The sequence below is a fragment of the Flintibacter sp. SJQ-8 genome (assembly GCF_054108085.1).
The window spans coordinates 1-22,836 of sequence record NZ_JBPJWR010000010.1; the positions used below are offsets into that span (position 1 = coordinate 1).

Below are 22,836 nucleotides of genomic sequence, written 5' to 3' on the forward strand. Positions count from 1 at the left end.
GAACTCCTCGGCGGGGGTGTCGTTGGAGGAGAACATGATCTGATCTCCGGCAAAGCCGCAGCGGTCAGACATCATCAGCTCGGTGAGGGAGGAGCAGTCGGTGCCGCAGCCCTCCTCCTTTAAAATTTTCAGGATCTGGGGGTTGGGGGTGGCCTTCACGGCGAAGAACTCCCGATAGCCGGGGTTCCAGGAGAAGGCCTTGTACAGCGCCCGGGCGGTGTCCCGGATGCCCTTCTCGTCATACAGGTGGAAGGGGGTGGGGTACTGCCGGGTGATGGCCTGGAGCTGCTCCAGGGTAACAAAGGGCTTTTTCAATGTATTCGCTCCTTTTTCTATAGTATCCGCGTTCTGTCATTGCGAGGGGCAAAGCGACGATTTGTTTTTCACGTCCCCTGGCTCCCCTGAAAGGGGAGCTGTCACCGAAGGCAACTGAGAGGTCAGGCCCCCTTGTCAAAGGGGGCTGGCATCGCCGCAGGCGATGACTGAGGGATTCCGTTTCTAAGACGGCTTTCCTGTGATCGGAATCCTTCCGTCACGGCTTCGCCGTGCCACCTCCCTTTGACAAGGGAGGCTAATAGACGAAAAAATGAAGATCGCTGCGTTGGCTTCCTCGGCAATAGCAGAGTGTAAATCTTCCAGTGGCTGAAATAAAAATCAGATATAGTTTATCGGCTGCGGGGGAAAAAGTCAATGGCGGATGGCACAACGATGGGCCCCGGGGGGCAAAGTTCTTTTACATTCGAGAAAAAATGACAAAAGGCTATATTTTCTCTTGCGTATTCCGGCGGATTCTGCTATGATATCACAGAAATCAGGAAGGGGGAGTCCGCTGTGGCCAAGCTGGAGAGAGCGCTGGAACACTTTAAGCGGATTCGTCTTTTCTTTTTGCGGTGACAATCACGTGGTGGTTGTCTCTTTTTTTGCGCGTGTTTGAATAAGAAGGGAGAAAAAACATGAATCCGAATCAACCTATCCGCGACGCCCGGACCCTGGGCGTGCCCAAGATGCTCATCCTGGGTCTGCAGCACATGTTCGCCATGTTCGGCGCGACCATTCTGGTGCCCATTCTGGTGCGGCAGTATGGTCTGCCCCTGAGCATCCAGACCACCCTGTTCTTTGCCGGCATCGGCACCCTGTTCTTCCATGTGTGCTCTAAGTTCCAGATCCCCGCGTTCCTGGGCTCCTCCTTCGCCTTTTTGGGCGGCTTTGCCACCATGGCCAACCTGGACAGCGGCATCTACGCCGCCATGGACCCCCAGGATAAGCTGAGCTACGCCTGCGGCGGCATCGTGGTGGCCGGTCTGCTGTATCTGATCCTGGCCCTGATCATCAAGCTGGCGGGCGTGAAGAAGGTCATGCGCTTTCTGCCCCCCGTGGTCACCGGCCCCATCATCGTGTGCATCGGCCTGACCCTGGCCCCCTCCGCCGTGAGCAACGCCTCCACCTGCTGGCCCCTGGCTCTCATCGCCCTGGCCACCATCATCGTGTTCAACATCTGGGGCAAGGGCATGTTCAAGATCATCCCCATTCTGATGGGTGTGGTGATCTCTTACATCGCCGCCCTCATTATGAACGCCTGCGGCGTGACCGTGATGGGCGCTGACGGCACGGCCCAGCCCCTGATGGACTTTACCGCCGTGGCTCAGGCCGGTCTGGTGGGCCTGCCCCCCTTCCAGCTGGCCAAGTTCGATGTGACCGCCATTCTGGTCATGGCCCCCATCGCCCTGGCCACCATGATGGAGCACATCGGCGACATGTCCGCCATCTCCGCCACCACCGAGCGTAACTTCCTCCAGGACCCCGGCCTGCACCGTACCCTGGTGGGCGACGGTCTGGCCACCTCTCTGTCCGCCATGTTCGGCGGCCCCGCCAACACCACCTATGGCGAGAACACCGGCGTGCTGGTGCTGTCCAACGTCCATGATCCCCGGGTCATCCGCATCGCCGCCTGCTTTGCCGTCATCCTGGGCTTCATCCCCAAGATGGCCGAGGTCATCGGCTCTATGCCCTCCGCCATCGTGGGCGGCGTATCCTTCATCCTGTACGGCATGATCTCCGCCATCGGCGTGCGCAACATCGTGGAGAATCAGGTGGACTTTACCAAGTCCCGCAACCTGATCATCGCCGCCGTGATCCTGGTGTGCGGCCTGGGCTTCTCCAGCGGCCTCACCTTCCACGTGGCCGGCACCTCCGTCACCCTCACCGGTCTGGCCATTGCCGCCCTGGCCGGCATCATCCTGAATGCCATCCTGCCCGGCAACGACTATGAGTTTGGCACCAACCCCGAGGGTGATCAGAACCGGGGCATCCACGCCTGATATATGAACCTGTAAGCAACGTTACAGACTGCGGCTGCCGTGATCTTCGCGGCAGCCCTTTCTGAATTTTTCGAGACCCTATCAACCCCACGGCTGAAAACAAGGAGGACACCATGACATAGTTCACAGGTCTGTCAGAGCGGGAGGCGGCCCTCTCCCGGGAGAAGTACGGCAGTAATGCCATTCCAGAGTCGGAGCCCACCACCTTCTGGGCGGAGTTCAAGGCCACGTTCCAGGACCCCATGATCCGCATCCTGCTGGCGGTGGCCCTGCTGATGGTGGTCATGTGTCTGTTCGGCTATGCCGACGTATATGAACCCGCCGGGACCATCCTGGCGGTGATCCTGGTGGCATCGTCTCTGCCAAGACGGGGGTATCCAGCGACACGAAATACCGCCAGCTGAAGGACAGCGCCAAAAAGGACCGGTGCAAGGTCTACCGGGACGGCATCATCACCATTCTGGACGTGGACCAGGTGGTGGTGGGGGACAAGGTGCTGCTCCAGGCCGGGGATAAGATCCCTGCCGACGGTGTGCTGGTCTCCGGCAGCGTGCGGGTGGACAACTCCGCCCTGAACGGCGAGGCGGAGGAGTGCCCCAAGACCGCCGCCCCCCAGGGGACTCGGCTGCCCGAGGACATCACCGGCGACGTGTTCGTGGACGAAAGCTCTCTGTTTCGCGGCGCGGTCCTCTTCGACGGGGAGGGCGTGCTGGACGTGCAGCGGGTGGGCGTGTCCACCATGATGGGCCGCATGGCCCAGGAGATGCAGGCCGACGAGCCGGACTCCCCCCTGAAGGTGAAGCTGGCCCGGCTGGCGGGTATGATCTCTAAATTCGGCTATATGGGCGCGGTGGTCATCGCCGCCATGTATCTGGGCCACTCGGTGCTGCTGGTGGGGGGCTTTGGCCCCTATCTGGCCCAGGGCCTGGTGCCCGTGCTGAAAAACGCGGTGGACGCCCTGTCCCTGGCGGTAGTCATCGTGGTGTGCGCCGTGCCCGAGGGGCTGCCCCTGATGATCTCCCTGGTGCTGATGCAGAACACCAGCAAGATGCTGGACCACAACGTGCTGGTGCGCAAGGCCGAGGGCATCGAGACGGCGGGCTCGTTGAACATCTTGTTCAGCGACAAGACGGGCACCATCACCAAGGGGCGGCTGGAGGTGGTGGAGTTCTTCACCGCCGGGGGCATCACCATCCCCCTGGACGAGCTGGACCAGCACACCGCCACCAAGAGCCTGCTGGACCTGGCCATCGGCAAGAACAGCCAGTCCATGTTCGACGGCCAGGGCAATGTTGTCGGCGGCAACGCCACAGATCAGGCTCTGATGAAGCTCATCGGGGCGGAGGTATACGGCGACTTAGAGCGCAGCTGCGCCGTCACCGCCAGCCAGAGCTTCAACTCCGCCAACAAGTTCAGCCAGGCCTATCTGGCCGACCTGGGCAAGACCTTCTATAAGGGTGCGCCGGAGCGGCTGCTGGCGAAAGCCCGACGCTATGTGAGCCTGGGGGGCGAGATCCGGGACATCGACCCCGAGGTGGTGGACCGGAAGATCGACGAGTTGGCCGCCCGGTCCATGCGGGTGCTGGCCCTAGGCTATTCCCAGCAGGAGATGGTCCACGACAGATCAACCCGGACACGGTGATCATCGGCTTTGTGGCCATCCGGGACGATGTGCGGCCCGAGGCCCGGCAGGCCATCGCCTCCGTCCAGCGGGCGGGCATTCAGGTGGTAATGATCACCGGAGACCGGCTGGAGACGGCGGCCTCCATCGCCCGGGACGCCGGGCTGCTGCAAAGCAACGACGATTTGGCCATCACCTCCGCCCAGCTGAACCGGCTCAGCGACGACGAGGTGAAAAAGATCGTCCCCCGCATCCGGGTCATCGCCCGGGCCCTGCCCACAGACAAGTCCCGCATGGTCCGCCTGTGCCAGGAGATGGGCCTGGTGGTGGGCATGACGGGGGACGGGGTGAACGACTCCCCCGCCCTGAAGCGGGCCGACGTGGGTTTTGCCATGGGCAGCGGCACCCAGGCGGCCAAAGAGGCGGGGAAGATCGTCATCCTGGACGACAACTTCAAGTCCATCCGGGACACCATCTGGTATGGCCGCACCATCTATCACAACATTCTGAAATTCTGCAAGTTCCAGCTGACCATCAATCTCACCGCTGTGGTGGTCAGCGCCATCGCCCCCTTCTTCGGGGTGGACGAACCTCTCCAGGTGACCCATCTGCTGTTTGTCAACCTGGTGATGGACGGCCTGGGGGCCATGATGCTGGGCAGCGAACCGGCCCAGAAGGCCTATATGCGGGAGAAGCCCCGCCGCCGGGACGAGAGCATCATCAGCCGCCCCATGGCCGCCCAGATCGGCGTGGCGGGCCTGTGGCTGACAGTCCTCAGCTTCTTTTTCCTGAAGGCCCCCTGCCTGGACGGCCTGTTCCAGACCATGGAGCAGCGCCTCACCGCCTATTTCGTCCTGTTCATCTGGAGCGCCCTGTTTAACGGCTTTAACGTGCGGGACGAAGGAGGGCACATCTTCCGGGGCCTGAACGAGAACCGGGGCTTTCTGCGGGTGTTCGCCATCATCGTGGCCGTTCAGGCGGTCATCGTCAACGCGGCGCTGATGCCCGGGCTGGGCTGGCTGGGCCGGATGTTCCACTGTGTGCCCTTTGCCCCGGCGGGGTGGGCCGCAGTGATCGCCCTGGCCGCCGCCGTCATCCCCCTGGACCTGCTCCGCAAGGGCGCTCTGGCCCTGCTGCACCCCAAGGCCCAGGATCCGGACGAGGAAATACGAAGATTTCATAAAATCCGCCGGGGGTCCTTGCGCCGAAGGCAAAAATGAGATAAAATAGAAGCACGTTTAAGGATAAAGGAGGCTTCCCTATGGGTTTCTTTGATAACATGAAGGACCGCGCCGTGGACCTGGCTCAGGCCGGTGTGGCCCAGTCCAAGCGCCTGGCCGAGATCGCCAAGCTGAAGACCGCCAATCTGGGCGAGGAGGACACCATTAAGAAGGCTTACATCGAGCTGGGCAAGCTCTATTACGCCGAGAAGGGCGCATCCCCCGACGGGGCCTATGTGGCCGCCTGCGAGCGCATCGACGCCGCCCGCGCCGCCATCGAGACCAACAACGACCGCATTGCCGAGTTGAAGACCGCCGGCGACGCCGTCATCGTGGACGACGGCCCCATTGTGGACGGCCCCGTGGCCCAGCCCACCGAGGAGGCCACCCAGGCCGACTTTGCCGAGGAGGAGACCGCCGCCCCGGAGCAGCCGGAGGAGGCCCCCAAGACCGAGGAGTAAACCGAACAGATCCTGTAACGCCCGCCGCTGTGGTTTCAGCGGCGGGCGTTTTTCCTGCCCTGAGAGTAGGTTTGTAACATCTGTGCTTGAAAAGGATGGAATAAGAGACTATAATAAACATAAACTGTACACTTTTTCAAGCAAGGAGAATGTGATGTTGAGACAGGAATACCAGGATATCCGCGCCGCCCTGTCCGCCGTGGACGAGGTGCTGAAGAATATCTCCGCCCTAGACAAGGCCTCTGACGAGGGGGAGCTGAACCGTATCCTGCCTGCCCTGCTGGCGTCTATGGGCCGCTATGCCGCGGCGGACCGGGCCTATCTGTTTGGCTGGACGGACGAGAAGCGGCTGGCCCTGCACATGACCCACGAGTGGTGCGCCCCCGGGGTGCGGCCCACCATGGACGAGATGCAGGACCTGCGCATGGCGGACATGCCCAACTGGGCCCCCAGGCTGCGCCGGGGGGAGGCCATCGTCTCTGACAACTGGGACGCAGAGCGGGAGCGGACCCCGGAGGAGTTTCGCCTGTTCGACGGCCAGGACATCCACGCCCTGATGGTCATTCCCATTCTGGCCAACCAGACCCTCAGCGGCTACATCGGCTTTGATAACCCGGACCAGAGCACCTCCGCCCTGTCTGTCCGGATGCTCACCTCCATCGGCGGACACCTGGGCAGTCTGCGGGAGAACCTGTGGATGATGGCCGAGCTGGAGGAGAAGCGCCGCACCTTACAGGAGAATTTCGACGCCCTCAGCCGGGAAAAGCACGTGCTGGACGCCCTGAGCATCGACTATACCTCGGTGTACTACTGCGACTTGGAGGCGGACACCATGCTGCCCATGAAGCAGGGGGCGGACACCAACGCCGCCGTGGCCGACAGCGAGCTGACCTCCGGCCACCAGAAGTATTCCTTCCGCATCCGGTATTACTATGAAAACTTTGTGGTGCAGGAGTCGGCCCCAGACTTTTTGGAGAAGATGAGTGCGGACTATCTGCGGGCATATCTGAAGGAGAAGGACCGCTTTGCCTATCGCTTCCGCACCCACCCCAACCCCGCCGGACAGCAGTATTTCGAGGTGCAGGTGGTCCGCCTGCGGGACATGCCCGGCTTTAAGGCGGTGATGGGCTATCGCTACATCGACGACATCGTTCTGGAGCAGGAGCGCCAGCGCCAGCAGCTGGAGCAGGCCCTGTCCACCGTCACCACCAACAGCGAGATCGTGGATTCCATCAGCAAGATCTATTGGCTGATCTACCGCATGGACCTGGTGTCCGGCATCTATGAGGAGGTGTCCGCCGGGCAGGAGATGCACCGCCTCACCGGCAAGTGGGGCCGGACGGACCAGGTGTTTCAGGAGGTGCGGGAGACCATCGTCGCCCAGGAGCACCAGGAGCAGATGCGCCGCTTTTTGGACACCAGCACCCTGCCCCAGCGCCTGCGGGACACGGAGAGCGTGGCCATGGAGTATCACGCCGCCAGCGGCTCCTGGCACCTGGCCCGGTTCATCGTGAAAAAGCGGGACAAGAGCGGCAGAGTGACCAATGTGCTGTATGTGGTCCGGAAGATCGACAAGCAGAAACAGCAGGAACTGGAATACCGGGAGAAGCTGGTGGCCGCCGCCGAGGAGGCCCGCCGGGCCAACATGGCCAAAACGGACTTTCTCCGCCGCATGAGCCACGACATCCGCATCCCCATCAACGGCATCCGGGGCGTGGTGTCCATGGCGGAGCATTTTCCCGACGACCTGGCCCGTCAGAAGGAGTGCCGGGACAAGGTGATGCAGGCCTCCGGCTTTCTGCTGGATCTAGTAAACGACGTGCTGGATATGAACCGGCTGGAGTCGGGCACCATCGTGCTGGAGCACAAGCCCTTTGACCTGACCGAGTTGCTGGAGGAGACCTGCGGCATCATCCAGATGCAGGGCCAGGCCCACTGGCTGCGCTTTCAGGCCCAGCCCTGGGGCATTCAGCACCCCCATCTGCTGGGCAGCCCCCTCCACCTGCGCCAGGTACTGCAAAACATCGGCGGGAACGCGGTGAAGTATAACCGGGACGGGGGCAGCATCACCGTCCGCTGTGAGGAGACGGGCTGCGCCGACGGAAGGGCGTCCTTCCGCTTTGTGTGCGATGACACCGGGCGGGGCATGAGCCGGGAGTTTCAAAAGCACGCCTTCGAGCCCTTCACCCAGGAGGAATATGGCGCCCGGACCAGCTACACCGGCACCGGCCTGGGCCTGTCCATCGCCAAGCAGCTGGTGGAGAAGATGGGCGGCGATGTCCGCATCCAAAGCCAGCGGGACGTGGGCACCCGGGTGGAGGTGACGCTGACCTTTGACGTGGACCGGAACTATGAGGCCGCCGCCCGGCAGACGGAGCAGGAGGAGCGCATCGACCTGACCGGGGTGCGGGTGCTGCTGGTGGAGGACAACGACCTGAACATGGAGTGCGCCCGGTTCACCCTGGAGCAGGTGGGCATGGAGGTGACCAGCGCCTGGAACGGCCAGGAGGCGGTGGACGCCTTTGCCCAGTCCGCCCCGGGGCAGTTCGACCTGATCCTGATGGACATGATGATGCCCGTGCTGGACGGTCTGGGGGCCACCAGGGCCATCCGGGCCATGGATCGGCCCGACGCCAGCGCCGTGCCCATCTTCGCCATGACGGCCAACGCCTTCCCCGAGGACATGGCCCTCAGCCGCCACGCGGGGATGAACGAGCACCTGTCCAAGCCCCTGCGGGAGAACGAGCTGCTGAAGACCATCCGCCGGTATGTGAAATCGAGATCTTGCTGATTTTGCGACAAAAAACGGAAAATTGGCGCCTGCCGCCCAGCCAGAGACTGTCGCAAGTCCCGGCTGGGCGGTTTTTTGCTGCCCGGACTGGAAGGGCAGGAAGGCCGGACCAGGGATAGCTTCTTCACATGGCGGGCCATAATGAGAGGGCGGACGGCGGAGAAAGCCGGGCGGCTCTCTTTTTATTTTTGCAGCGAAAAAAGAAAGTCGGCTGGCAGCCGGTACGCAAGAAGGGGGGAGGGCGTTTGAAGAAAAAGCGGGAGAAGGGCTGGCGGACGGCCCTGGCGGGGATGGCCTGTCTGGCCATGCTGCTGGGGCTGACCGGGGAGCAGTTCCGGGCCGGGGCGGCCTGGTCCCCGGGGCAGCAGGGCGGCGCGGTGAGCCGAAGGGTGGTGCCCCTGGGCCGTGCGGTGGGCATCAAGCTGTTTTCCGACGGGGTGCTGGTGGTGGGCCTGTCCGCCATCGAGACCGACCAGGGCAGCAAAAGCCCAGGCAAGGACTGCGGCCTGAAGCTGGGGGACGTGATCACCCACGTGGACGGGGACCAGGTGGACACCATCCAGCAGGTGCAGACCCTGGTGGCCCGGCATAAGGACCAGCCCCTGACCATCCAGGCCATGCGGGGGAGAAGCAGATGCAGCTGACCGCCGCGCCGGTGGCCAACCGCCAGGGGACCTATCAGCTGGGGGTGTGGCTGCGGGACTCTATGGCGGGCATCGGCACCATGACCTTTTGGGACCCTGACACCGGTGTGTTTGCCGCCCTGGGCCACGGCATCAACGACGTGGACACTGCGGCGCTGATGCCGCTGGAGTCCGGGGGCATCATGGCGGCCACCGTGTCCGGGGTGGAGCGGGGCCGGGTCGGCGCGCCGGGGGAGCTCCACGGGGACTTTGACCTGACGGCGGACCTGGGCAGCCTGTATGCCAACACCAGCCAGGGGGTGTTCGGACGGACGGCCCAGCCGCTCTCTGACCGGGCGGAGACGGTGGAGGTGGCCCGGGCGGACCAGGTCCGCACCGGCCCGGCCACCATCCTGTCCAACATCCGGGGAGATCAGGTGGAGGAGTTCCAGGTGGAGATCACCCATGTCTCCCGGTCCGGGGACGGCACCCGGAACCTGATGCTGGAGGTGAGCGACCCTAAGCTGCTCTCGGCCACCGGGGGGATCGTCCAGGGTATGTCCGGCTCCCCCATCCTCCAGGACGGACGGCTGGCCGGGGCGGTGACCCACGTCCTCATCGACGACCCCACCCGGGGCTATGGCATTTTTGCTGAAAATATGTGCCGGGCGGCGGATTGATGGGAAAGCGCGGACGGGAAGGGGGTGAAAAACGCCCTCTTTCCGCCCCCGTTTTTTCAGCGATTTACAAGATAAGATAGCGTTCCCTGTAACCGTGAAAAATATCAGAACCAAGGATCAGAAGAAGAATGTTGTAAAATCGGGATAATATCGGAAAAAGCATGTCGAAACCCCTGAAAAATATATGACAGAAAATGGAGAAAACCCCTTGCATAGGTTGTCTGAATATGGTAAATTATAGTTGGTCAGTCGAAATGACCAGGGGTGACGCGAACCGGAGGAAAAATTTGTTTGGAAAAGGAGGCAGTGTCCTATGGAGGGGATCAGACGGGTTTTGCTCGCAGACACGGGGGAAGAATTTCGGTTGGGATTTGCCGCGGCCGTGGAGAACGAGCCGGATATCCAAATCATAGGCCAAACAGGAGACGGGGAGGAGCTGCTGCGCCTGACGCAGAGCCTTCAGCCCGACGCGATCGTGATGGAGATGGTACTCACCAGCCTGGACGGGCTGGAGGTCCTGGACGAGCTGGCCAAGCTGGAGCATCGGCCCAGGGTGGTCATCCTGTCCAGCTACATCCGGGGCAACGTGGCGGAGATCGCCGGGGCCAAGGGCGCAGACTACTATCTCACCAAGCCCTGCCGGGCCAGCACCGTGTGCGAGCGCATCCGCCAGGTGACCTCTGCCGCGGGCCTGGACCCGGAGGGGGAGGAGGACACCCTGAGCATGGAGACGCAGATCACCGCCATCATCCATGACGTGGGCGTGCCCGCCCACATCAAGGGCTATCAATACCTGCGGGAGGCCATTTTGATCGCGGTGGAGGACATCGACGTCATCAACGCCGTGACCAAGGTGCTCTATCCCGAGGTGGCCAAGCGCTTTGGCACCACCGCCAGCCGGGTGGAGCGGGCCATCCGCCACGCCATCGAGGTGGCCTGGGACCGGGGCGATTTAGAAACGCTGCAAAAGTACTTTGGTTACACCGTCTCAAACGCGAAGGGGAAGCCGACCAACAGCGAATTCATCGCCATGATCGCCGACCGGCTGCAATTGCAGCGGAAGCGGGCTTAACTTGAGCTTTTTCTCTGCTTGTGGTATACTGTCGAAAACGGCACGTGCCGCAAGATCGTGAGGAGAAAGCAAATGACGTTTGATTATATTCCCAAGGGCGTGTGCGCCCGGAAATTCACCATCCAGGTGGAGGACGGCGTGATCCAGTCGGTGAAGGCCGAGGGGGGCTGCAACGGAAATCTTCAGGGCGTGGCCGCCCTGCTGCGGGGCATGACCCCGGAGGAGGCGGTGCAGCGCATGGAGGGCATCCGCTGCGGGATGAAGAAGACCTCCTGCCCCGACCAGATCGCCCAGGCCCTGAAGGGTGTTATAAAGTGAACAGACACTAAAAAAATCTCCGGCCCGCCGCCGGAGATTTTTTATGCCCCATTCGACTTTTTGCACCAACAGCTGCATACAGCTTGGGCACAATGACCAGGAAAAATCAGGTAATAAAAGTGGAGAAACAAGAAGGATAGACGAAAAATTTAGTTTTTTATCACGAAAAATTAACAAACAAAAGTTGAAAAATCGGCCCGTGTGTAAAGAAGCAATAAAACCCGAAAAAAGCCATTGCCTTTTTGAAGTGACCCCCAAAAGTTAGACAATATTTTGAAGTAAAAATTGTTCAAGCAGCCGAAAGGGCTTGCTGTCTGTGAATTGCAGGCGGCAAGCCCTTTAGCTTTGCCTTGATGCGGCGGTTGTTGTAGTAATCCAGATATTCGATCAGTTCCAGTTTGAAGTGTTCCATGGAGCGGAACTCCTGCAAATACAGCAGTTCACTTTTGAGTAAGCCGAAGAAATTCTCTATCACGGCGTTGTCCAGACAGTTTCCTTTCCGGCTCATGCTCTGGCGAACACCTTTCTCCCGGAGCATCTGTTGGTATTGTTTGTGTTGGTACTGCCAGCCCTGGTCAGAATGGAGAATCAGGTTTGTTCCGGCCGGGATCTTTGCAAACGCCTCGTCCAGCATGGTGGTTACCATGCTGAGTACAGGACGATCCGATATGGTGTAACTGACCAGATCGCTGCTGCACAGATCGAGAATCGGGGACAGATAGAGCTTCTCTCCAAACAGGCTCAACTCCGTCACATCCGTGACCCATTTCTGATTCGGCTTTTCGACATGAAAATCCCGATTTAGCAAATTTGGTGCAATTTTGCCTACTTCTCCCTTGTAGGAACGATATTTTTTCATCCTGACACGACAAACTAAGCCCAGCTTCTTCATGAGCCGCTGGACAGTCTTGTGGTTCACAGAGAATTTACGCTTGCGAAGTTCTGCCGTGATCCGGCGATAGCCGTACCGGCCCCTGTTTTCGTGGTAAATTGCTGCGATTTCTTCCTTAACAGATGCATATTTGTCTTCTCTCTGCATCTGCTTCAAATGATAGTAGAAAGTTGCACGGGGCAGCTGAGCGATTGAGAGCAGAATACTGAGTGCGTGTTTTTGCCTTAGCTTCTGAACTACCAGCGTTTTCTGCGCTGGCGTCGCTCGTCTTCCAAAACCAAGGCTTGCAAGTTTTTTAGGTAATCGTTCTCCGCACGCAGTCGCTGCACTTCGGCCAGCAGATCTTCTTCCACCTGCTTCGGCAGCTGCTTTGGCGGACGACCCTTACTGCTGCGGCCACGCCGTTCGATGGCTAACCCTTCCGGCCCTTCTTCCAGGTAGATTCGCTCCCATGATTTGATTCGATCTCTACTGTTTACCTCAAATCTACGGCAGGTTTCGCTGTAACTCAATTTCTCTTTCTGCATGGTTTCAATCACCAGTTTTTTGAATTCCGGCGTATATCGTTTGTTTGGTACTCCTTTTGGCATAGCAAAACACCCCACTTGTTAGATAGTATACCATACTGTCTAACAAATGGGGTGCAGTTCATTTGGCGAAAATGTAGTACAATCATGGTGCAAGAAATCCTGCTTCAAAACAAGACGAATTGGAGGAACTCAATATGAAAAAGAAACTTGCTCTTGCCCTGGCGGCTTCTATGCTGCTGACCATGTCCCTGGCCTCCTGCGGTTCCAACAGTCAGCCCTCCGGCGGAAGCTCCGGCGGCGGCTCCTCCTCCTCCGGCGGCGACACCAACGTGGGCATCGTCACCGGCGGCAAGGACGGCGGCACCAGCCTGATCTTCACCACCGGCGGCGACCAGGGTACTTACTATGGCTTCGGCGGCGTGTTGGCCGGTAAGGTCAGCGAGGCCACCAGCACCACCGTCACCGCCATCACCTCCGGCGGCTCCCAGGCCAACGTAGAGGCCATGGAGGAGGGCGACGCCCAGCTGGGCTTTGTCCAGACCGACGTGGGCGCTTACGCCTATAACGGCACCCGCCTGTTCGAGGAGACCGGCAAGGTGGAGGACTTCTCCACTGTGGCCAACCTGTACATGGAGCAGGTGCAGATCGTCACCCTGGACGAGAACATCAAGTCCGTGGCCGACCTGGCCGGTAAGAATGTCTCCGTCGGCGCTGCCGGTTCCGGCGTGTATTACAACGCCGTGGACGTGCTGAGCGCCTATGGCCTGGACGTGGAGAAGGACATCAACCCCACCTATCAGTCCTTCGGCGACAGCGCTGAGTCCCTCCAGGACGGCAAGATCGACGCCGCCTTCGTGGTCGCAGGCGCTCCCACCACCGCCATCACCTCTCTGGCCGCCACCAAGCCCGTCTATCTGGTGAGCCTGGACGACGAGCACATCGACAAGCTGCTGGCCGACTCCCCCTACTACAGCAAGACCACCATCTCCAAGGACACCTATAACATGCCCGAGGACGTGACCACCGTGGCCGTGGGCGCCGTGGTCATCGCCCGTGACGACGTGTCCGACGCCGACGTTTACAACTTCCTGTTCGGTATCTTCGAGAATGTGGACTCCATCACCGCTGCCCACGCCAAGGGCGCTGAGCTGGATCTGGACTTTGCCGCCTCCTATGAGGCCGTGCCTTATCACCCCGGCGCCGTGGCCTACTTCGCCGAAAAGGGCATCACTGTCAACGGCAAGTAAACGCCTGCAAGCACAACTTTTAAACAGAAACTGTGGGGTGCGGCGGGATAAAACCCGCCGCACCCGCCGCCAGACCGCAGCTGTGGGACAGCGGCGGCCCCATCAAGACTTTGGCGGGGCGGCCCGTGTTCCGCAGTTGAAGGAGACGAGGGAGCTGTTTTTGGAGAAAGGAGACGCTATGGACGTAAAGGACAAGAAAACCATGGAACCGGAAGTTGACGTCGGCACCGCCGCCGACGTGGAAGAGGTCATGAAAAAGTATGACCGGGAATCCAACGTGCGTGTTTGGGAGGGAGTACCCAAGACCATCGTGCGCCTGCTGAATATCGTTTTCTCGGTGTACTGCATCTGGGTGACCCTGTTCAGTGTGGCCATTCCCGAGGTCAAGCTGAATATCTTCCTGGGTTCCATCCTGATCCTGGGTTATCTGAACTTCCCCATCCGCAAGGGGATCACCAAGGTCAACCACATGCCCTGGTACGACATCATCTTCATGGTGGTGGGGGCATTCCCCTTCTTCTATTTCGCTTATCACGCCAAAGACATTATCATGCTGGCCACCCGCGTGACCAAGGACCCCTTCATGGTGGCCATCGCCATCATCGGCGTGCTGGCCCTGATGGAGCTGTGCCGCCGCAGCGTAGGTATCCCCATCTTGTGTGTGGTGGGCTGCCTGCTGGTCTACACCTTTATCAATGTCCGGTTCGGCAAGGTGGTTTATGACCTGTTCTACACCACCACCGGCCTGATGAACACCCCCATCAACGTGTGCGCCAAGTACATCGTGGTCTTCATCATCTTCGGCGCGTTCTTGGAGCGGACGGGCATCTCCGCCTTCTTCATCAACCTGGCCAACTGCGTGGCCGGTTCCAGCGCCGGCGGCCCGGCCAAGGTGGCCGTTATCTCCTCCGCCCTGTGCGGCATGGTGTCCGGCTCCTCCGTGGGCAACACCGTGACCACCGGCTCCGTCACCATCCCCATGATGAAAAAGACGGGCTATCAGCCCCAGTTCGCCGGAGCCGTTGAGGCGGCCTCCTCCACCGGCGGCCAGATCATGCCCCCCATCATGGGTGCCGCCGCCTTCCTGATGGCCGAGTATATGGGCATCCCCTATGCCCAGGTGGCTCTGAAGGCCATCCTGCCCGCCGTGCTGTACTTCACCGGCATTTACATCGCCGTCCACCTGGAGGCCAAGCGCCTGGGGCTGCGGGGCCTGTCCAAGGAGGAACTGCCCAAGATCAAGAATCTGCTGCCCAAGCTGTATCTGCTGCTGCCTCTGATCATCCTGGTGGTCATGGTGTCCACCAACATGTACACCATGCAGTTCTCCGCCTCTGTGGCCATCGGCATCACCATTCTGGTGGGTCTGGTGAACAAGGACGACCGCATCACCCTGACCAAGTGCCTGGACGCTCTGGAAGCGGGCGGCAAGGGCACCATCACCGTGGCCGTGGCCTGTGCCATGGCCGGCCTGGTGGCCGGATGCATCACCTCCACCGGCCTGGCCTCTAAGCTCATCACCGTCATCGTCAACGTGTCCGGCGGCCACGCCATCATCGCTCTGGCGCTGACCATGCTGTGCTGCATCGTGCTGGGCATGGGCGTGCCCACCACCGCCAACTACTGCATCATGGCGGCCACCTGCGCCCCCATCCTGATGAGCCCCCAGATCGGCATCCCCCGGGTGTGCGCCCACTTCTTCGTGTTCTACTTCGGCATCGTGGCCGACATCACGCCTCCCGTGGCCCTGGCCGCCTATGCCGGTTCCGCCATCGCCAAGGCGCCTCCCATGAAGACCGCCTTCAACGCCACCCGCCTGGCCATCGCGGCCTTCATCGTGCCCTATATCTTCGCCTTCAGCCCCGTGATGCTCTTCGAGTTTGAGGCCGGGACCTCCACCGCCATGATGGTCCTCCAGGTCATCCAGATCTGCATCACCTCTCTGCTGGGTATCTTCGGCGTGGCGGCGGCCCTGAACGGCTTCCTGTTCCGCCAGATGAACCCCCTGTTCCGCGTGCTTATGGCCCTGGGCGGCCTGGGCATGATGATCCCCGGCACCGTGTCTGACCTGGTCGGCCTGGTGGTCGTGGGCGGCATCTATGCCTATCAGTACGTGAGCGTTGCGAAGAAAAAGGTCCTGGGCTAAGTCCTGATCAAGCAGCGATCAAACAGCAAAAAAATTCCCTTCCGCTGAAAAAGCGGAAGGGAATTTTTTATGCAAAAATCTTACTCGTGGCAGTGCTCACAGTCGCCCTCGCAGAACAGGTTGGGGTCATAGGCGATGTGGTTCTTGTCGTAATAGTCCTTCACGGCGGCCTTCACGGCCTCCTCCGCCAGGACGGAGCAGTGGATCTTGTGGGCGGGCAGACCGTCCAGGGCCTCCACAACGGCCTTGTTGGATAGCTCCAGGGCCTCAGTGACGGGCTTGCCCTTGATCATCTCGGTGGCGATGGAGCTGGTGGCGATGGCGGAGCCGCAGCCAAAGGTGGTGAACTTGGCGTCGGTGATGACGCCGTCGTCGATCTTCAGGGTCATGCGCATGATGTCGCCGCACTTGGCGTTGCCCACCTGGCCCACGCCGTCCGCGTTTTCGATCTCACCCACATTTCTGGGGTTGCGGAAATGGTCCATGACCTTCTCACTGTATAACATAAGAACGAACTCCTTTCTGTAACTCATCCCAAACGGGGGACATGGCCCGCAGGCGCTCTACCACTTCGGCCACGGCCTGGATGGTGTAGTCGATCTCCTCCTCGGTGGTCTCAGCGCCCAGAGTCAGGCGCAGAGAGCCGTGGGCCACCTCGTGGGGGCGGCCAATGGCCAGCAGCACGTGGCTGGGGTCCAGGGAGCCGGAGGTGCAGGCGGAGCCGGAGGAGGCGGCGATGCCCTTGTCATCCAGCAGCAGCAGCATAGACTCGCCCTCGATGCCCTCGAAGCAGAAGCTCACGTTGCCGGGCAGACGGCGGACAGGGTCGCCGTTCAGGGCGCTGTGGGGGATCTTGCTCAGTCCGGCGATCAGCCGCTCCCGCAGGGCCAGCTGGCGCTGGGTGTCCTCGGCCATGTGGTCGCAGGCGTCCTTCAGAGCCACGGCCATGCCGGCGATGGCGGGCAGATTCTCGGTGCCGGCCCGCTTGCCCCGCTCCTGGGCGCCGCCCTCGATGAGGTTCAGCAGGGGCACGCCCCGGCGGACATACAGCAGACCGGTGCCGCGGGGACCGTGGAACTTGTGGCCGGACAGAGACAGCATGTCGATGTGCTGCTTCTTCACGTCGATGGGCAGATGGCCCGCGGCCTGCACCGCGTCGGTGTGGAACAGCACGTGCTTCTCGTGGCACAGGGCGCCGATTTCCTCGATGGGCTGGATGGAGCCGATCTCGTTGTTGGCGAACATGATGCTCACCAGGGCGGTGTCCTCCCGGATGGCGGCGGCCACGTCAGCGACCTTTACGATGCCGCTCTCGTCCACGGGGAGGAGGGTGACGTCAAAGCCGTCCTTCTCCAGCCGGGCCAGGGTGTGGAGCACGGCGTGGTGCTCGATGGCGGTGGAGATGAGGTGGGTCTTGCCCTTGCGCTTGCCCAGCAGGGCGGCGCTGACGATGGCCTGGTTGTCCGCCTCGCTGCCGCCGGAGGTGAAATAGATCTCCCGGGGGTCGGCGCCGATGCAGGCGGCCACCGTCTCACGGGCCTGGGCCAGGGCCTCGGCGGCTTTCTGCCCGGGGGTGTGCAGGCTGGAGGGGTTGCCCCAGAACTGCTCCATGCACTCCAGCATGGCCTTTTGGGCCGCCGGACTGGTCTTGGTGGTGGCCGCGTTATCCAAGTAGATCATGGGATCGTTCCTTTCTGTATCGCCGGGGCGGGCAGGGAGCCTGTCCCTCCCGGACAAAAAACATATCTTTTTTATAGGTTTGAGTGAATCATAGCATCAAAAACCTATAGTGTCAATAGGAATTAAAAAACATGGTGGAACGCAGTGGGAACGGGGCAGATTTAGGGGGAGGGTTGTACAAAACGACTATACCACGCCGGTGTCCCCCAGGGCCAGGGCCTGGGCGGTGAGCTGTTCCAGGGAGATGCCCTGGAAATAGTCGTCGATGATGCGGTTCAGCTCCCGCCACATGGGCAGGGTGGCGCAGTTTCCGTGGCGGGGGCAGTCGTCGTCCCGGCAGTTCACCGGGGACAGGGAGCCCTCCGCCGCCCGGAGGATATCGGCCACGGTACATTCCTCGGGCGTGCAGGACAGGCGATAGCCCCCGCCCTTGCCCCGGGTGCCGATGACCAGACCGGCGGACACCAGGCTCTTTACAATGGCCTCTAAATATTTTTCCGAGATCTGCTGGTGCTCGGCGATCTCTTTCAGACAGACCACCCCCTCGTCCCGGCGGACGGCCAGCTCGATCATCACCCGCAGAGCATAGCGCCCCTTTGTGGAAACCATCAAGGATATCGACCTTCTTTCTCAAAAACCTATTATAATAGAGGGTTTATCGAAATGCAAGCGTTTTCCTCTCTCTTGCGCCGGGGGAGGGATGATGTTATAATCACCATATTGAATTGTTGACGTTTTGACCGTTTTCTGGTTTAATCGTGTAATCGTGAAAAAGGAGATTTGTATTTATGGACAAGCAAATGTCCCGGCTGTGGCAGCGGGTGGACCCGGCGGCCAGGGCCGCGTTTTTCAGCTGCTTTATGGTGGGCTATCTGGCCCATCTCTTTGCCTTTGCCAACCTGATCCCCAACGCCGACGGCCTGAGCCGGGTGTATGACCCCCAGCAGATGACAGTGTCTGGCCGGTGGTTTCTGCACTACGCCTCGGCCCTGAACGACTTTACCCAGATGCCCGCCGCCATCGGCCTGGTGACCATGGTGCTGCTGGGTCTGGCCGCCGCATTGACGGTGGACATCCTGAAGATCCGGGGCCGGGTGGCCGCCGGACTGTGGGGGGCCATTATGGCCGCTTTCCCCTGTCTGGGATACACCTTCCTCTATATGTTCACCGCCTCGGCCTACGCCCTGGCCATTCTGCTCTCTGCGGGGTCGGTTTGGCTGGCCCGGCGGGGGGACAAGTGGTCGCTCCTGGGGCCGGTGCTGCTGGCCCTGGCCATGGGCGTCTATCAGGCCTACGTCACCGTGGCCATCGGCCTTGCCCTGCTGGCAGTGCTGCGGGAGACGCTGGAGCCCTCCGCCACCTTTCAGAGGACCCTGCGTCTGGGGGTGCGGTTCGTGGTCCACCTGGCGGTGGGGGCCATTCTCTATTATGCCATTTTGATGGTGTTTCTAAAAGTGAAGGGCCTGGAGCTGCTGTCCTATCTGGGCATGGACGCGGCCAGCTCCGGCTATCCCATCGGCCAGCTGCCCCGGCTCATCTTCTCTGCCTATTGGCAGACGGCCACCTTCTTCTTCAAGCCCGGCTCGGCCAACGCCTTTGCCACCGGCTGGATGATGGTGCTGGACCTGGTGGCCCTGGCGGTGGGGGCGGCCTGCTTCTTCGCCCGGGTGGGCAGCAAGCGCCTGAAGGGGGAGCCCTGGCGGCTGGTGGGCGGCCTGTGCATGATCGCGCTGCTGCCCCTGGGGCTGAACTTCATGCGGGTGCTCAGCCCCTACTCCGACCCCACGCCCCTGATGAAGTATTCCTTCGTGCTGGTCTACGGCGCGGTGCTCATGCTGGCGGACGGGGCGGAGAGCACCCGGCGGCTGAAACGGGGCTGGGAGTATGTGCCCGTGGTGTGGGCGGTGCTGCTGCTGCTGTTCTGCGTGAACACGGACAATCTGCTCTACACCGCCACGGCCCAGTCCCACCGGGCTACGGAGAGCTATGCCACCCGAATGCTCTCACGCATTGAGAGCTGCCCGGGATATGAGAAGGGCATGGAGATCGTGGTCATCGGCGCCCCAGACGAGAGCCAGCTGCGCACCCGCATCCCGACCTTCTTCCAGGTGGACCACTACAGCGTGCCCCTGAACACCGTGACCCACCTGAACAAGCACCTCTATTACTACTTTAACGACTGGCTCAATGTCCCCGTGGACGAGCCGGACGAGGAGACCATGATCGCCGTGTCCGATTCCGCCGCGTTCAAGGCCATGCCCCTGTACCCCGCCGACGGCAGCGTCCAGGTGGTGGATGGCCGGGTGGTGGTAAAAGTGCAGGAGACCTACATCCCCAAGTCGGACTTTGAGCTGGCCTATGAGAACAGGAGATGAAGCCGTTGAGAGAGTTAAAACAGGGCGGACTGCTGTCGGTGGTGCTCCCCTCCTATAACGAGGAGGCGTCCATCCCCCGGGCGGCGGAGCGCATCACGGAATTGCTGACGGCGGCGGACATCCCCTTCGAGCTGCTGTTCGTGGACGACGGCTCCAAAGACGGCAGCTGGGCGGCCATCCAGACACAGGCGGCCCGGTTCCCCCAGGTGCGGGGGGTGCGCTTCTCCCGGAACTTTGGCAAGGAGGCGGCCATCTTCGCCGGTCTGGCCCAGGCCCGTGGGGACTGCGCGGCGGTGATGGACTGCGACTTGCAGCACCCGCCGGAGAAGCTGGAGGAGATGTACCGCCTGTGGCAGCAGGGGTACGAGGTCATCGAGGGGGTAAAGGTCAGCCGGGGGAAGGAATCCCCCCTCCACGCCTTTGCCGCCCACCGGTTCTATGACATTCTCAGCCGGGTCACCGGCGTGGACATGTCCCGGGCCTCTGACTTTAAGCTGCTGGACCGAAAGGCGGTGGACACCCTGGTGGCCCTGCGGGAGAAGAACGCCTTTTTCCGGGCCCTCTCTTCCTGGATCGGCTTCTCCACCGCCACGGTGGAGTTTGAGGTCCAGCCCCGGGTGGCGGGGGAGTCCAAGTGGTCGGTAATGAGCCTGGTGCGCTATGCCGTCACCAACATCGCCGCCTTCTCCACCGCGCCCCTCCAGATCGTCACCCTGCTGGGGGTGGTGGTCTTTCTGGCCTCGGCGGTGCTGGGACTCCACTCCCTGTGGCAGAAGTTCACCGGCCATGCGTTAGAAGGCTTTACGACAGTGATCCTGCTCCAGCTGCTCATCGGCAGCATCCTGATGATCTGCTTGGGCATCATCGGCTATTATATCGCCAAAATTTACGAGGAGATCAAGGACCGGCCCCGGTATATCCTGGCCGACCAGTGCGGAGGGAACGATGAGAGCGCGTCTGGCAAAGCTGTTTGACCCCACCTTTTTCCGCTTTATCCTGGTGGGCCTGGTGAACACCGCCGTGGGCTATGGGGTGATGTTCGGCCTGTACAACCTGACGCCCCTGAACACCTGGGGCAGCAGGGGGCAGTGGATCGCCTCGGCGGCCAACTATATTGTAGGCAGCGTGGTGAGCTTTTTCCTGAACAAGCACTTCACCTTCCGCAGCCGGGAGAAGGGGGCGGGGGTGGTGCTCCGCTTCGCATTGAACATCACCGTGTGCTGGCTGCTGGCCTATGGCCTGGCCCAGCCCATCATGGCCCATGTGCTGGCGGGAATGACGCTGAGCGAGAAGCTCAAGGGCAACCTGACCCTGCTGGCCGGGTCGGGCCTGTTCGTGGTCCTGAACTATGGGGGACAGCGGTGGTTCGCCTTTAAAAGCAAATAAAGCAACATCCCAGGCGGCGCTTTGTAACGGAAGCGCAGCCTGGGATGTTTTTTGTCTGTCAGCGGTCCAGTCCCCGCTGTTTCCGCCGCTTCCCGGCCCACAGGTCGGCGAAGATCAGGACGGCGCACCACAGCATCAGCAGAGCCAGGATAAGCAGGGCGCAGTTGCGGAAGAATTCCTCGGGCAGGATCAAAATCACCGGGTCCTCCCGATAGTCGAACAGCCAGTTTGTCTTGCCGGGGAAGAAGAGGGCGTGGAAGAGGACAAAGGCCCGGTCAAAATTCAGAGCGGCCAGACCGCCCACCGCCAGAAAGACGATGGCCAGCCCCGCGGCGGCCCAAAAGCCGGGGCCGCGCCCCCGGAAGCAATAGGGCCGGACGCGCTTGAAGCGGCTGTAGACCAGCAAGCAGAGCAGCCCCGCAAGGGACAGGCCCAGCACCCACAGGTCCAGGAGAAACAGCCGCCGCACGTCGGCAAAGTGGTCGGCCCCGGACTGGGACCAGGGCAGCACCCCGGCGGCAAAGTCGGGCCGCAGCCCCAGACAGAAGTCCATCACCTGGTCAAAGGCCTGGCGGATCTGCTCCGGGGTAAGCCCCACATACTCCGCCAGCCCCATGGGGCCGATGTGGGCATAATAGAAGGGGCGGCACAGCAGGGGGGCGGCGATGGAGCCGGACAGCACCGCCAGGGCGGTGAGCAGGGAGGACAGCAGGGACAGGGGTTTACTGGTTTTCATGGAACGACCTCATTTCGTGGGGATTGCGCCCGGACAGGACGATGAGCACCTGGCCGGGGAGATAGAACAGCCACATGCCCAAGCTGGCGAAGGCCTCTAAAGCGGGCGGGAGCAGACCGGGGGACTGGAAGATGCCCACGCACACGTCGCAGCACAGGAACAGCGTAAGCCCCAGGGCGAACTGCCGCCCCCAGCCCCGGGGCAGCCTGACGGCCAGGGCCACGTTGCACAGGAAGTTGGAGAAATAGATCAGGGCCAGCAGGTTCTCGCCTGTCAGCCGCCCTAAAACGGCCAGCAGGGCGGGGGAGAGGAGGCACAGGACGAGCCGCGCGCCCCACAGGGTCCGGCCCCCGTTGGCCCGGGAAATGCGCAGGAGATACAGCCCCTGGACGCCGCAGAACAGCAGCAGGCCCAGGGCATAGTACCGGTCCAGCATCAGGAGAAACCAGTCCGCGCCTAACGTGAGGGTCAGCGCCCAGGCCACCAGCCGGGAGCCGCCGTGGACCCCTTGATGCCAGGCGAAGAGGGTACACAGAATGATGCCCAGATACTTTACGCCGTTGCCCGCCGCCCCCTGGCCAACTAGGTCCAGAAAGAGAAAGCGGACGTAGATCAGACCCTCCAGGGCCAGGAAGAGGGCCTGGGTGAGAACGCGCCGGGATGGGGAGAACAAGAAGAATGCCCCCTTTCAAACAGGCCTATCATAACACGCATGAGATGGAAAAACAAGAAGCGGACCC

General features: G+C 61.5%; 22 protein-coding genes and 1 pseudogene. 15 read left to right on the forward strand and 8 right to left on the reverse strand.

Annotated elements, in window-relative coordinates:
* A pseudogene (locus tag ACSAMP_RS07960) lies at positions 1-315 on the reverse strand (diaminopimelate decarboxylase); the annotation flags it as partial.
* Between the two features lie 638 nt (positions 316-953).
* Between ACSAMP_RS07960 and ACSAMP_RS07965 the strand changes: the two are divergent.
* The 10 genes from ACSAMP_RS07965 (at position 954) to ACSAMP_RS08010 (ending at position 11,104) form a co-directional block, all read left to right on the forward strand.
* Entirely contained in the window at positions 954-2,318 is a 1,365-nt protein-coding gene (locus ACSAMP_RS07965) for a uracil-xanthine permease family protein (RefSeq protein WP_457800074.1), read from the forward strand.
* A gap of 242 nt (positions 2,319-2,560) precedes the next feature.
* Positions 2,561-2,722, forward strand: coding sequence for a hypothetical protein (locus tag ACSAMP_RS07970; RefSeq protein ID WP_457800075.1), 162 nt, complete (start codon positions 2,561-2,563; stop codon positions 2,720-2,722).
* 71 nt (positions 2,723-2,793) lie between these two features.
* Positions 2,794-3,960, forward strand: coding sequence for a P-type ATPase actuator domain-containing protein (locus tag ACSAMP_RS07975; RefSeq protein ID WP_457800076.1), 1,167 nt, complete (start codon positions 2,794-2,796; stop codon positions 3,958-3,960).
* Positions 3,957-5,159, forward strand: coding sequence for an HAD-IC family P-type ATPase (locus ACSAMP_RS07980; RefSeq protein WP_457800077.1), 1,203 nt, complete (start codon positions 3,957-3,959; stop codon positions 5,157-5,159). The genes ACSAMP_RS07975 and ACSAMP_RS07980 overlap by 4 nt, the downstream gene beginning before the upstream one ends.
* 41 nt (positions 5,160-5,200) lie before the next feature.
* The gene (locus ACSAMP_RS07985; RefSeq protein ID WP_457800078.1) at positions 5,201-5,620 is read left to right on the forward strand and encodes a serine proteinase; all 420 of its coding nucleotides are present in this window, start codon (positions 5,201-5,203) and stop codon (positions 5,618-5,620) included.
* Between the two features lie 154 nt (positions 5,621-5,774).
* Positions 5,775-8,411 (forward strand): hybrid sensor histidine kinase/response regulator, encoded by a 2,637-nt coding sequence (locus tag ACSAMP_RS07990; protein ID WP_457800079.1) that lies wholly within the window; start codon positions 5,775-5,777, stop codon positions 8,409-8,411.
* A 245-nt stretch (positions 8,412-8,656) separates the two neighbouring features.
* A complete protein-coding gene (locus ACSAMP_RS07995) occupies positions 8,657-9,055 on the forward strand; it encodes a PDZ domain-containing protein (protein ID WP_457800080.1) in 399 nt (132 codons plus the stop codon).
* Complete coding sequence (locus ACSAMP_RS08000) at positions 9,046-9,714, forward strand: SpoIVB peptidase S55 domain-containing protein (RefSeq protein ID WP_457800081.1); 669 nt, start codon at positions 9,046-9,048, stop codon at positions 9,712-9,714. Before ACSAMP_RS07995 ends, ACSAMP_RS08000 begins: the two co-directional genes overlap by 10 nt.
* Before the next feature lie 313 nt (positions 9,715-10,027).
* Positions 10,028-10,786 carry a sporulation transcription factor Spo0A gene (gene spo0A / locus ACSAMP_RS08005; protein ID WP_441796592.1) on the forward strand — a complete coding sequence of 253 codons (759 nt, stop codon included), beginning with the start codon at positions 10,028-10,030 and terminating at the stop codon, positions 10,784-10,786.
* A 72-nt stretch (positions 10,787-10,858) separates the two neighbouring features.
* Positions 10,859-11,104: a TIGR03905 family TSCPD domain-containing protein gene (locus tag ACSAMP_RS08010; protein WP_457800082.1), complete on the forward strand. Its 246-nt coding sequence runs from the start codon at positions 10,859-10,861 to the stop codon at positions 11,102-11,104.
* A gap of 289 nt (positions 11,105-11,393) precedes the next feature.
* On the opposite strand, the gene ACSAMP_RS08015 is transcribed toward ACSAMP_RS08010, so the two are convergent.
* Positions 11,394-12,239 (reverse strand): IS3 family transposase, encoded by an 846-nt coding sequence (locus ACSAMP_RS08015; protein WP_457800106.1) that lies wholly within the window; start codon positions 12,237-12,239, stop codon positions 11,394-11,396.
* Entirely contained in the window at positions 12,233-12,586 is a 354-nt protein-coding gene (locus tag ACSAMP_RS08020; protein ID WP_457799214.1) for a transposase, read from the reverse strand. The genes ACSAMP_RS08015 and ACSAMP_RS08020 overlap by 7 nt, the downstream gene beginning before the upstream one ends.
* Before the next feature lie 134 nt (positions 12,587-12,720).
* Here ACSAMP_RS08020 and ACSAMP_RS08025 point away from each other — a divergent pair, with 134 nt between their 5' ends.
* The gene (locus ACSAMP_RS08025; protein WP_457800083.1) at positions 12,721-13,773 is read left to right on the forward strand and encodes a TAXI family TRAP transporter solute-binding subunit; all 1,053 of its coding nucleotides are present in this window, start codon (positions 12,721-12,723) and stop codon (positions 13,771-13,773) included.
* A gap of 37 nt (positions 13,774-13,810) precedes the next feature.
* Positions 13,811-15,919, forward strand: coding sequence for a TRAP transporter permease (locus ACSAMP_RS08030; RefSeq protein ID WP_457800084.1), 2,109 nt, complete (start codon positions 13,811-13,813; stop codon positions 15,917-15,919).
* Positions 15,920-15,999: 80 nt separating this feature from the next.
* Here the strand turns inward: ACSAMP_RS08030 and nifU are convergent, their stop codons facing one another.
* The 3 genes from nifU to ACSAMP_RS08045 form a co-directional block, all read right to left on the reverse strand.
* Complete coding sequence (nifU, locus tag ACSAMP_RS08035; RefSeq protein ID WP_441796589.1) at positions 16,000-16,425, reverse strand: Fe-S cluster assembly scaffold protein NifU; 426 nt, start codon at positions 16,423-16,425, stop codon at positions 16,000-16,002.
* Complete coding sequence (gene nifS, locus ACSAMP_RS08040; RefSeq protein ID WP_457800085.1) at positions 16,412-17,599, reverse strand: cysteine desulfurase NifS; 1,188 nt, start codon at positions 17,597-17,599, stop codon at positions 16,412-16,414. Before nifS ends, nifU begins: the two co-directional genes overlap by 14 nt.
* Before the next feature lie 186 nt (positions 17,600-17,785).
* A complete protein-coding gene (locus ACSAMP_RS08045) occupies positions 17,786-18,211 on the reverse strand; it encodes an RrF2 family transcriptional regulator (RefSeq protein ID WP_457800086.1) in 426 nt (141 codons plus the stop codon).
* Positions 18,212-18,387: 176 nt separating this feature from the next.
* Between ACSAMP_RS08045 and ACSAMP_RS08050 the strand changes: the two genes are divergently transcribed.
* From ACSAMP_RS08050 to ACSAMP_RS08060, 3 genes are read left to right on the forward strand one after another with little or no spacing between them, the layout of a single operon-like run.
* Complete coding sequence (locus ACSAMP_RS08050; RefSeq protein WP_457800087.1) at positions 18,388-19,974, forward strand: glucosyltransferase domain-containing protein; 1,587 nt, start codon at positions 18,388-18,390, stop codon at positions 19,972-19,974.
* Between the two features lie 5 nt (positions 19,975-19,979).
* Positions 19,980-20,948 (forward strand): glycosyltransferase family 2 protein, encoded by a 969-nt coding sequence (locus tag ACSAMP_RS08055; protein ID WP_441796586.1) that lies wholly within the window; start codon positions 19,980-19,982, stop codon positions 20,946-20,948.
* On the forward strand, positions 20,920-21,360 hold the full coding sequence (locus tag ACSAMP_RS08060) for a GtrA family protein (RefSeq protein ID WP_457800088.1): 441 nt from the start codon (positions 20,920-20,922) through the stop codon (positions 21,358-21,360). Before ACSAMP_RS08055 ends, ACSAMP_RS08060 begins: the two co-directional genes overlap by 29 nt.
* A 58-nt stretch (positions 21,361-21,418) precedes the next feature.
* Here ACSAMP_RS08060 and ACSAMP_RS08065 read toward each other — a convergent pair whose 3' ends face one another.
* Positions 21,419-22,096, reverse strand: a complete 678-nt coding sequence (locus ACSAMP_RS08065) for a TIGR01906 family membrane protein (protein ID WP_441796584.1) — start codon at positions 22,094-22,096, stop codon at positions 21,419-21,421.
* A complete protein-coding gene (locus ACSAMP_RS08070) occupies positions 22,083-22,769 on the reverse strand; it encodes a lysoplasmalogenase family protein (RefSeq protein WP_457800089.1) in 687 nt (228 codons plus the stop codon). The genes ACSAMP_RS08065 and ACSAMP_RS08070 overlap by 14 nt, the downstream gene beginning before the upstream one ends.
* Positions 22,770-22,836 lie beyond the last annotated feature (67 nt).

Bases quoted from the DNA above. Each gene is read 5' to 3' on its own strand.
- ACSAMP_RS07965 (WP_457800074.1), top strand. From the start codon at position 954: ATGAATCCGAATCAACCTATCCGCGACGCCCGGACCCTGGGCGTGCCC.
- ACSAMP_RS07970 (WP_457800075.1), top strand. From the start codon at position 2,561: ATGATCCGCATCCTGCTGGCGGTGGCCCTGCTGATGGTGGTCATGTGT.
- ACSAMP_RS07985 (WP_457800078.1), top strand. From the start codon at position 5,201: ATGGGTTTCTTTGATAACATGAAGGACCGCGCCGTGGACCTGGCTCAG.
- ACSAMP_RS07990 (WP_457800079.1), top strand. From the start codon at position 5,775: ATGTTGAGACAGGAATACCAGGATATCCGCGCCGCCCTGTCCGCCGTG.
- ACSAMP_RS08000 (WP_457800081.1), top strand. From the start codon at position 9,046: ATGCAGCTGACCGCCGCGCCGGTGGCCAACCGCCAGGGGACCTATCAG.
- spo0A (WP_441796592.1), top strand. From the start codon at position 10,028: ATGGAGGGGATCAGACGGGTTTTGCTCGCAGACACGGGGGAAGAATTT.
- ACSAMP_RS08010 (WP_457800082.1), top strand. From the start codon at position 10,859: ATGACGTTTGATTATATTCCCAAGGGCGTGTGCGCCCGGAAATTCACC.
- ACSAMP_RS08020 (WP_457799214.1), bottom strand. From the start codon at position 12,586: ATGCCAAAAGGAGTACCAAACAAACGATATACGCCGGAATTCAAAAAA.
- ACSAMP_RS08025 (WP_457800083.1), top strand. From the start codon at position 12,721: ATGAAAAAGAAACTTGCTCTTGCCCTGGCGGCTTCTATGCTGCTGACC.
- nifU (WP_441796589.1), bottom strand. From the start codon at position 16,425: ATGTTATACAGTGAGAAGGTCATGGACCATTTCCGCAACCCCAGAAAT.
- nifS (WP_457800085.1), bottom strand. From the start codon at position 17,599: ATGATCTACTTGGATAACGCGGCCACCACCAAGACCAGTCCGGCGGCC.
- ACSAMP_RS08050 (WP_457800087.1), top strand. From the start codon at position 18,388: ATGGACAAGCAAATGTCCCGGCTGTGGCAGCGGGTGGACCCGGCGGCC.
- ACSAMP_RS08060 (WP_457800088.1), top strand. From the start codon at position 20,920: ATGAGAGCGCGTCTGGCAAAGCTGTTTGACCCCACCTTTTTCCGCTTT.
- ACSAMP_RS08065 (WP_441796584.1), bottom strand. From the start codon at position 22,096: ATGAAAACCAGTAAACCCCTGTCCCTGCTGTCCTCCCTGCTCACCGCC.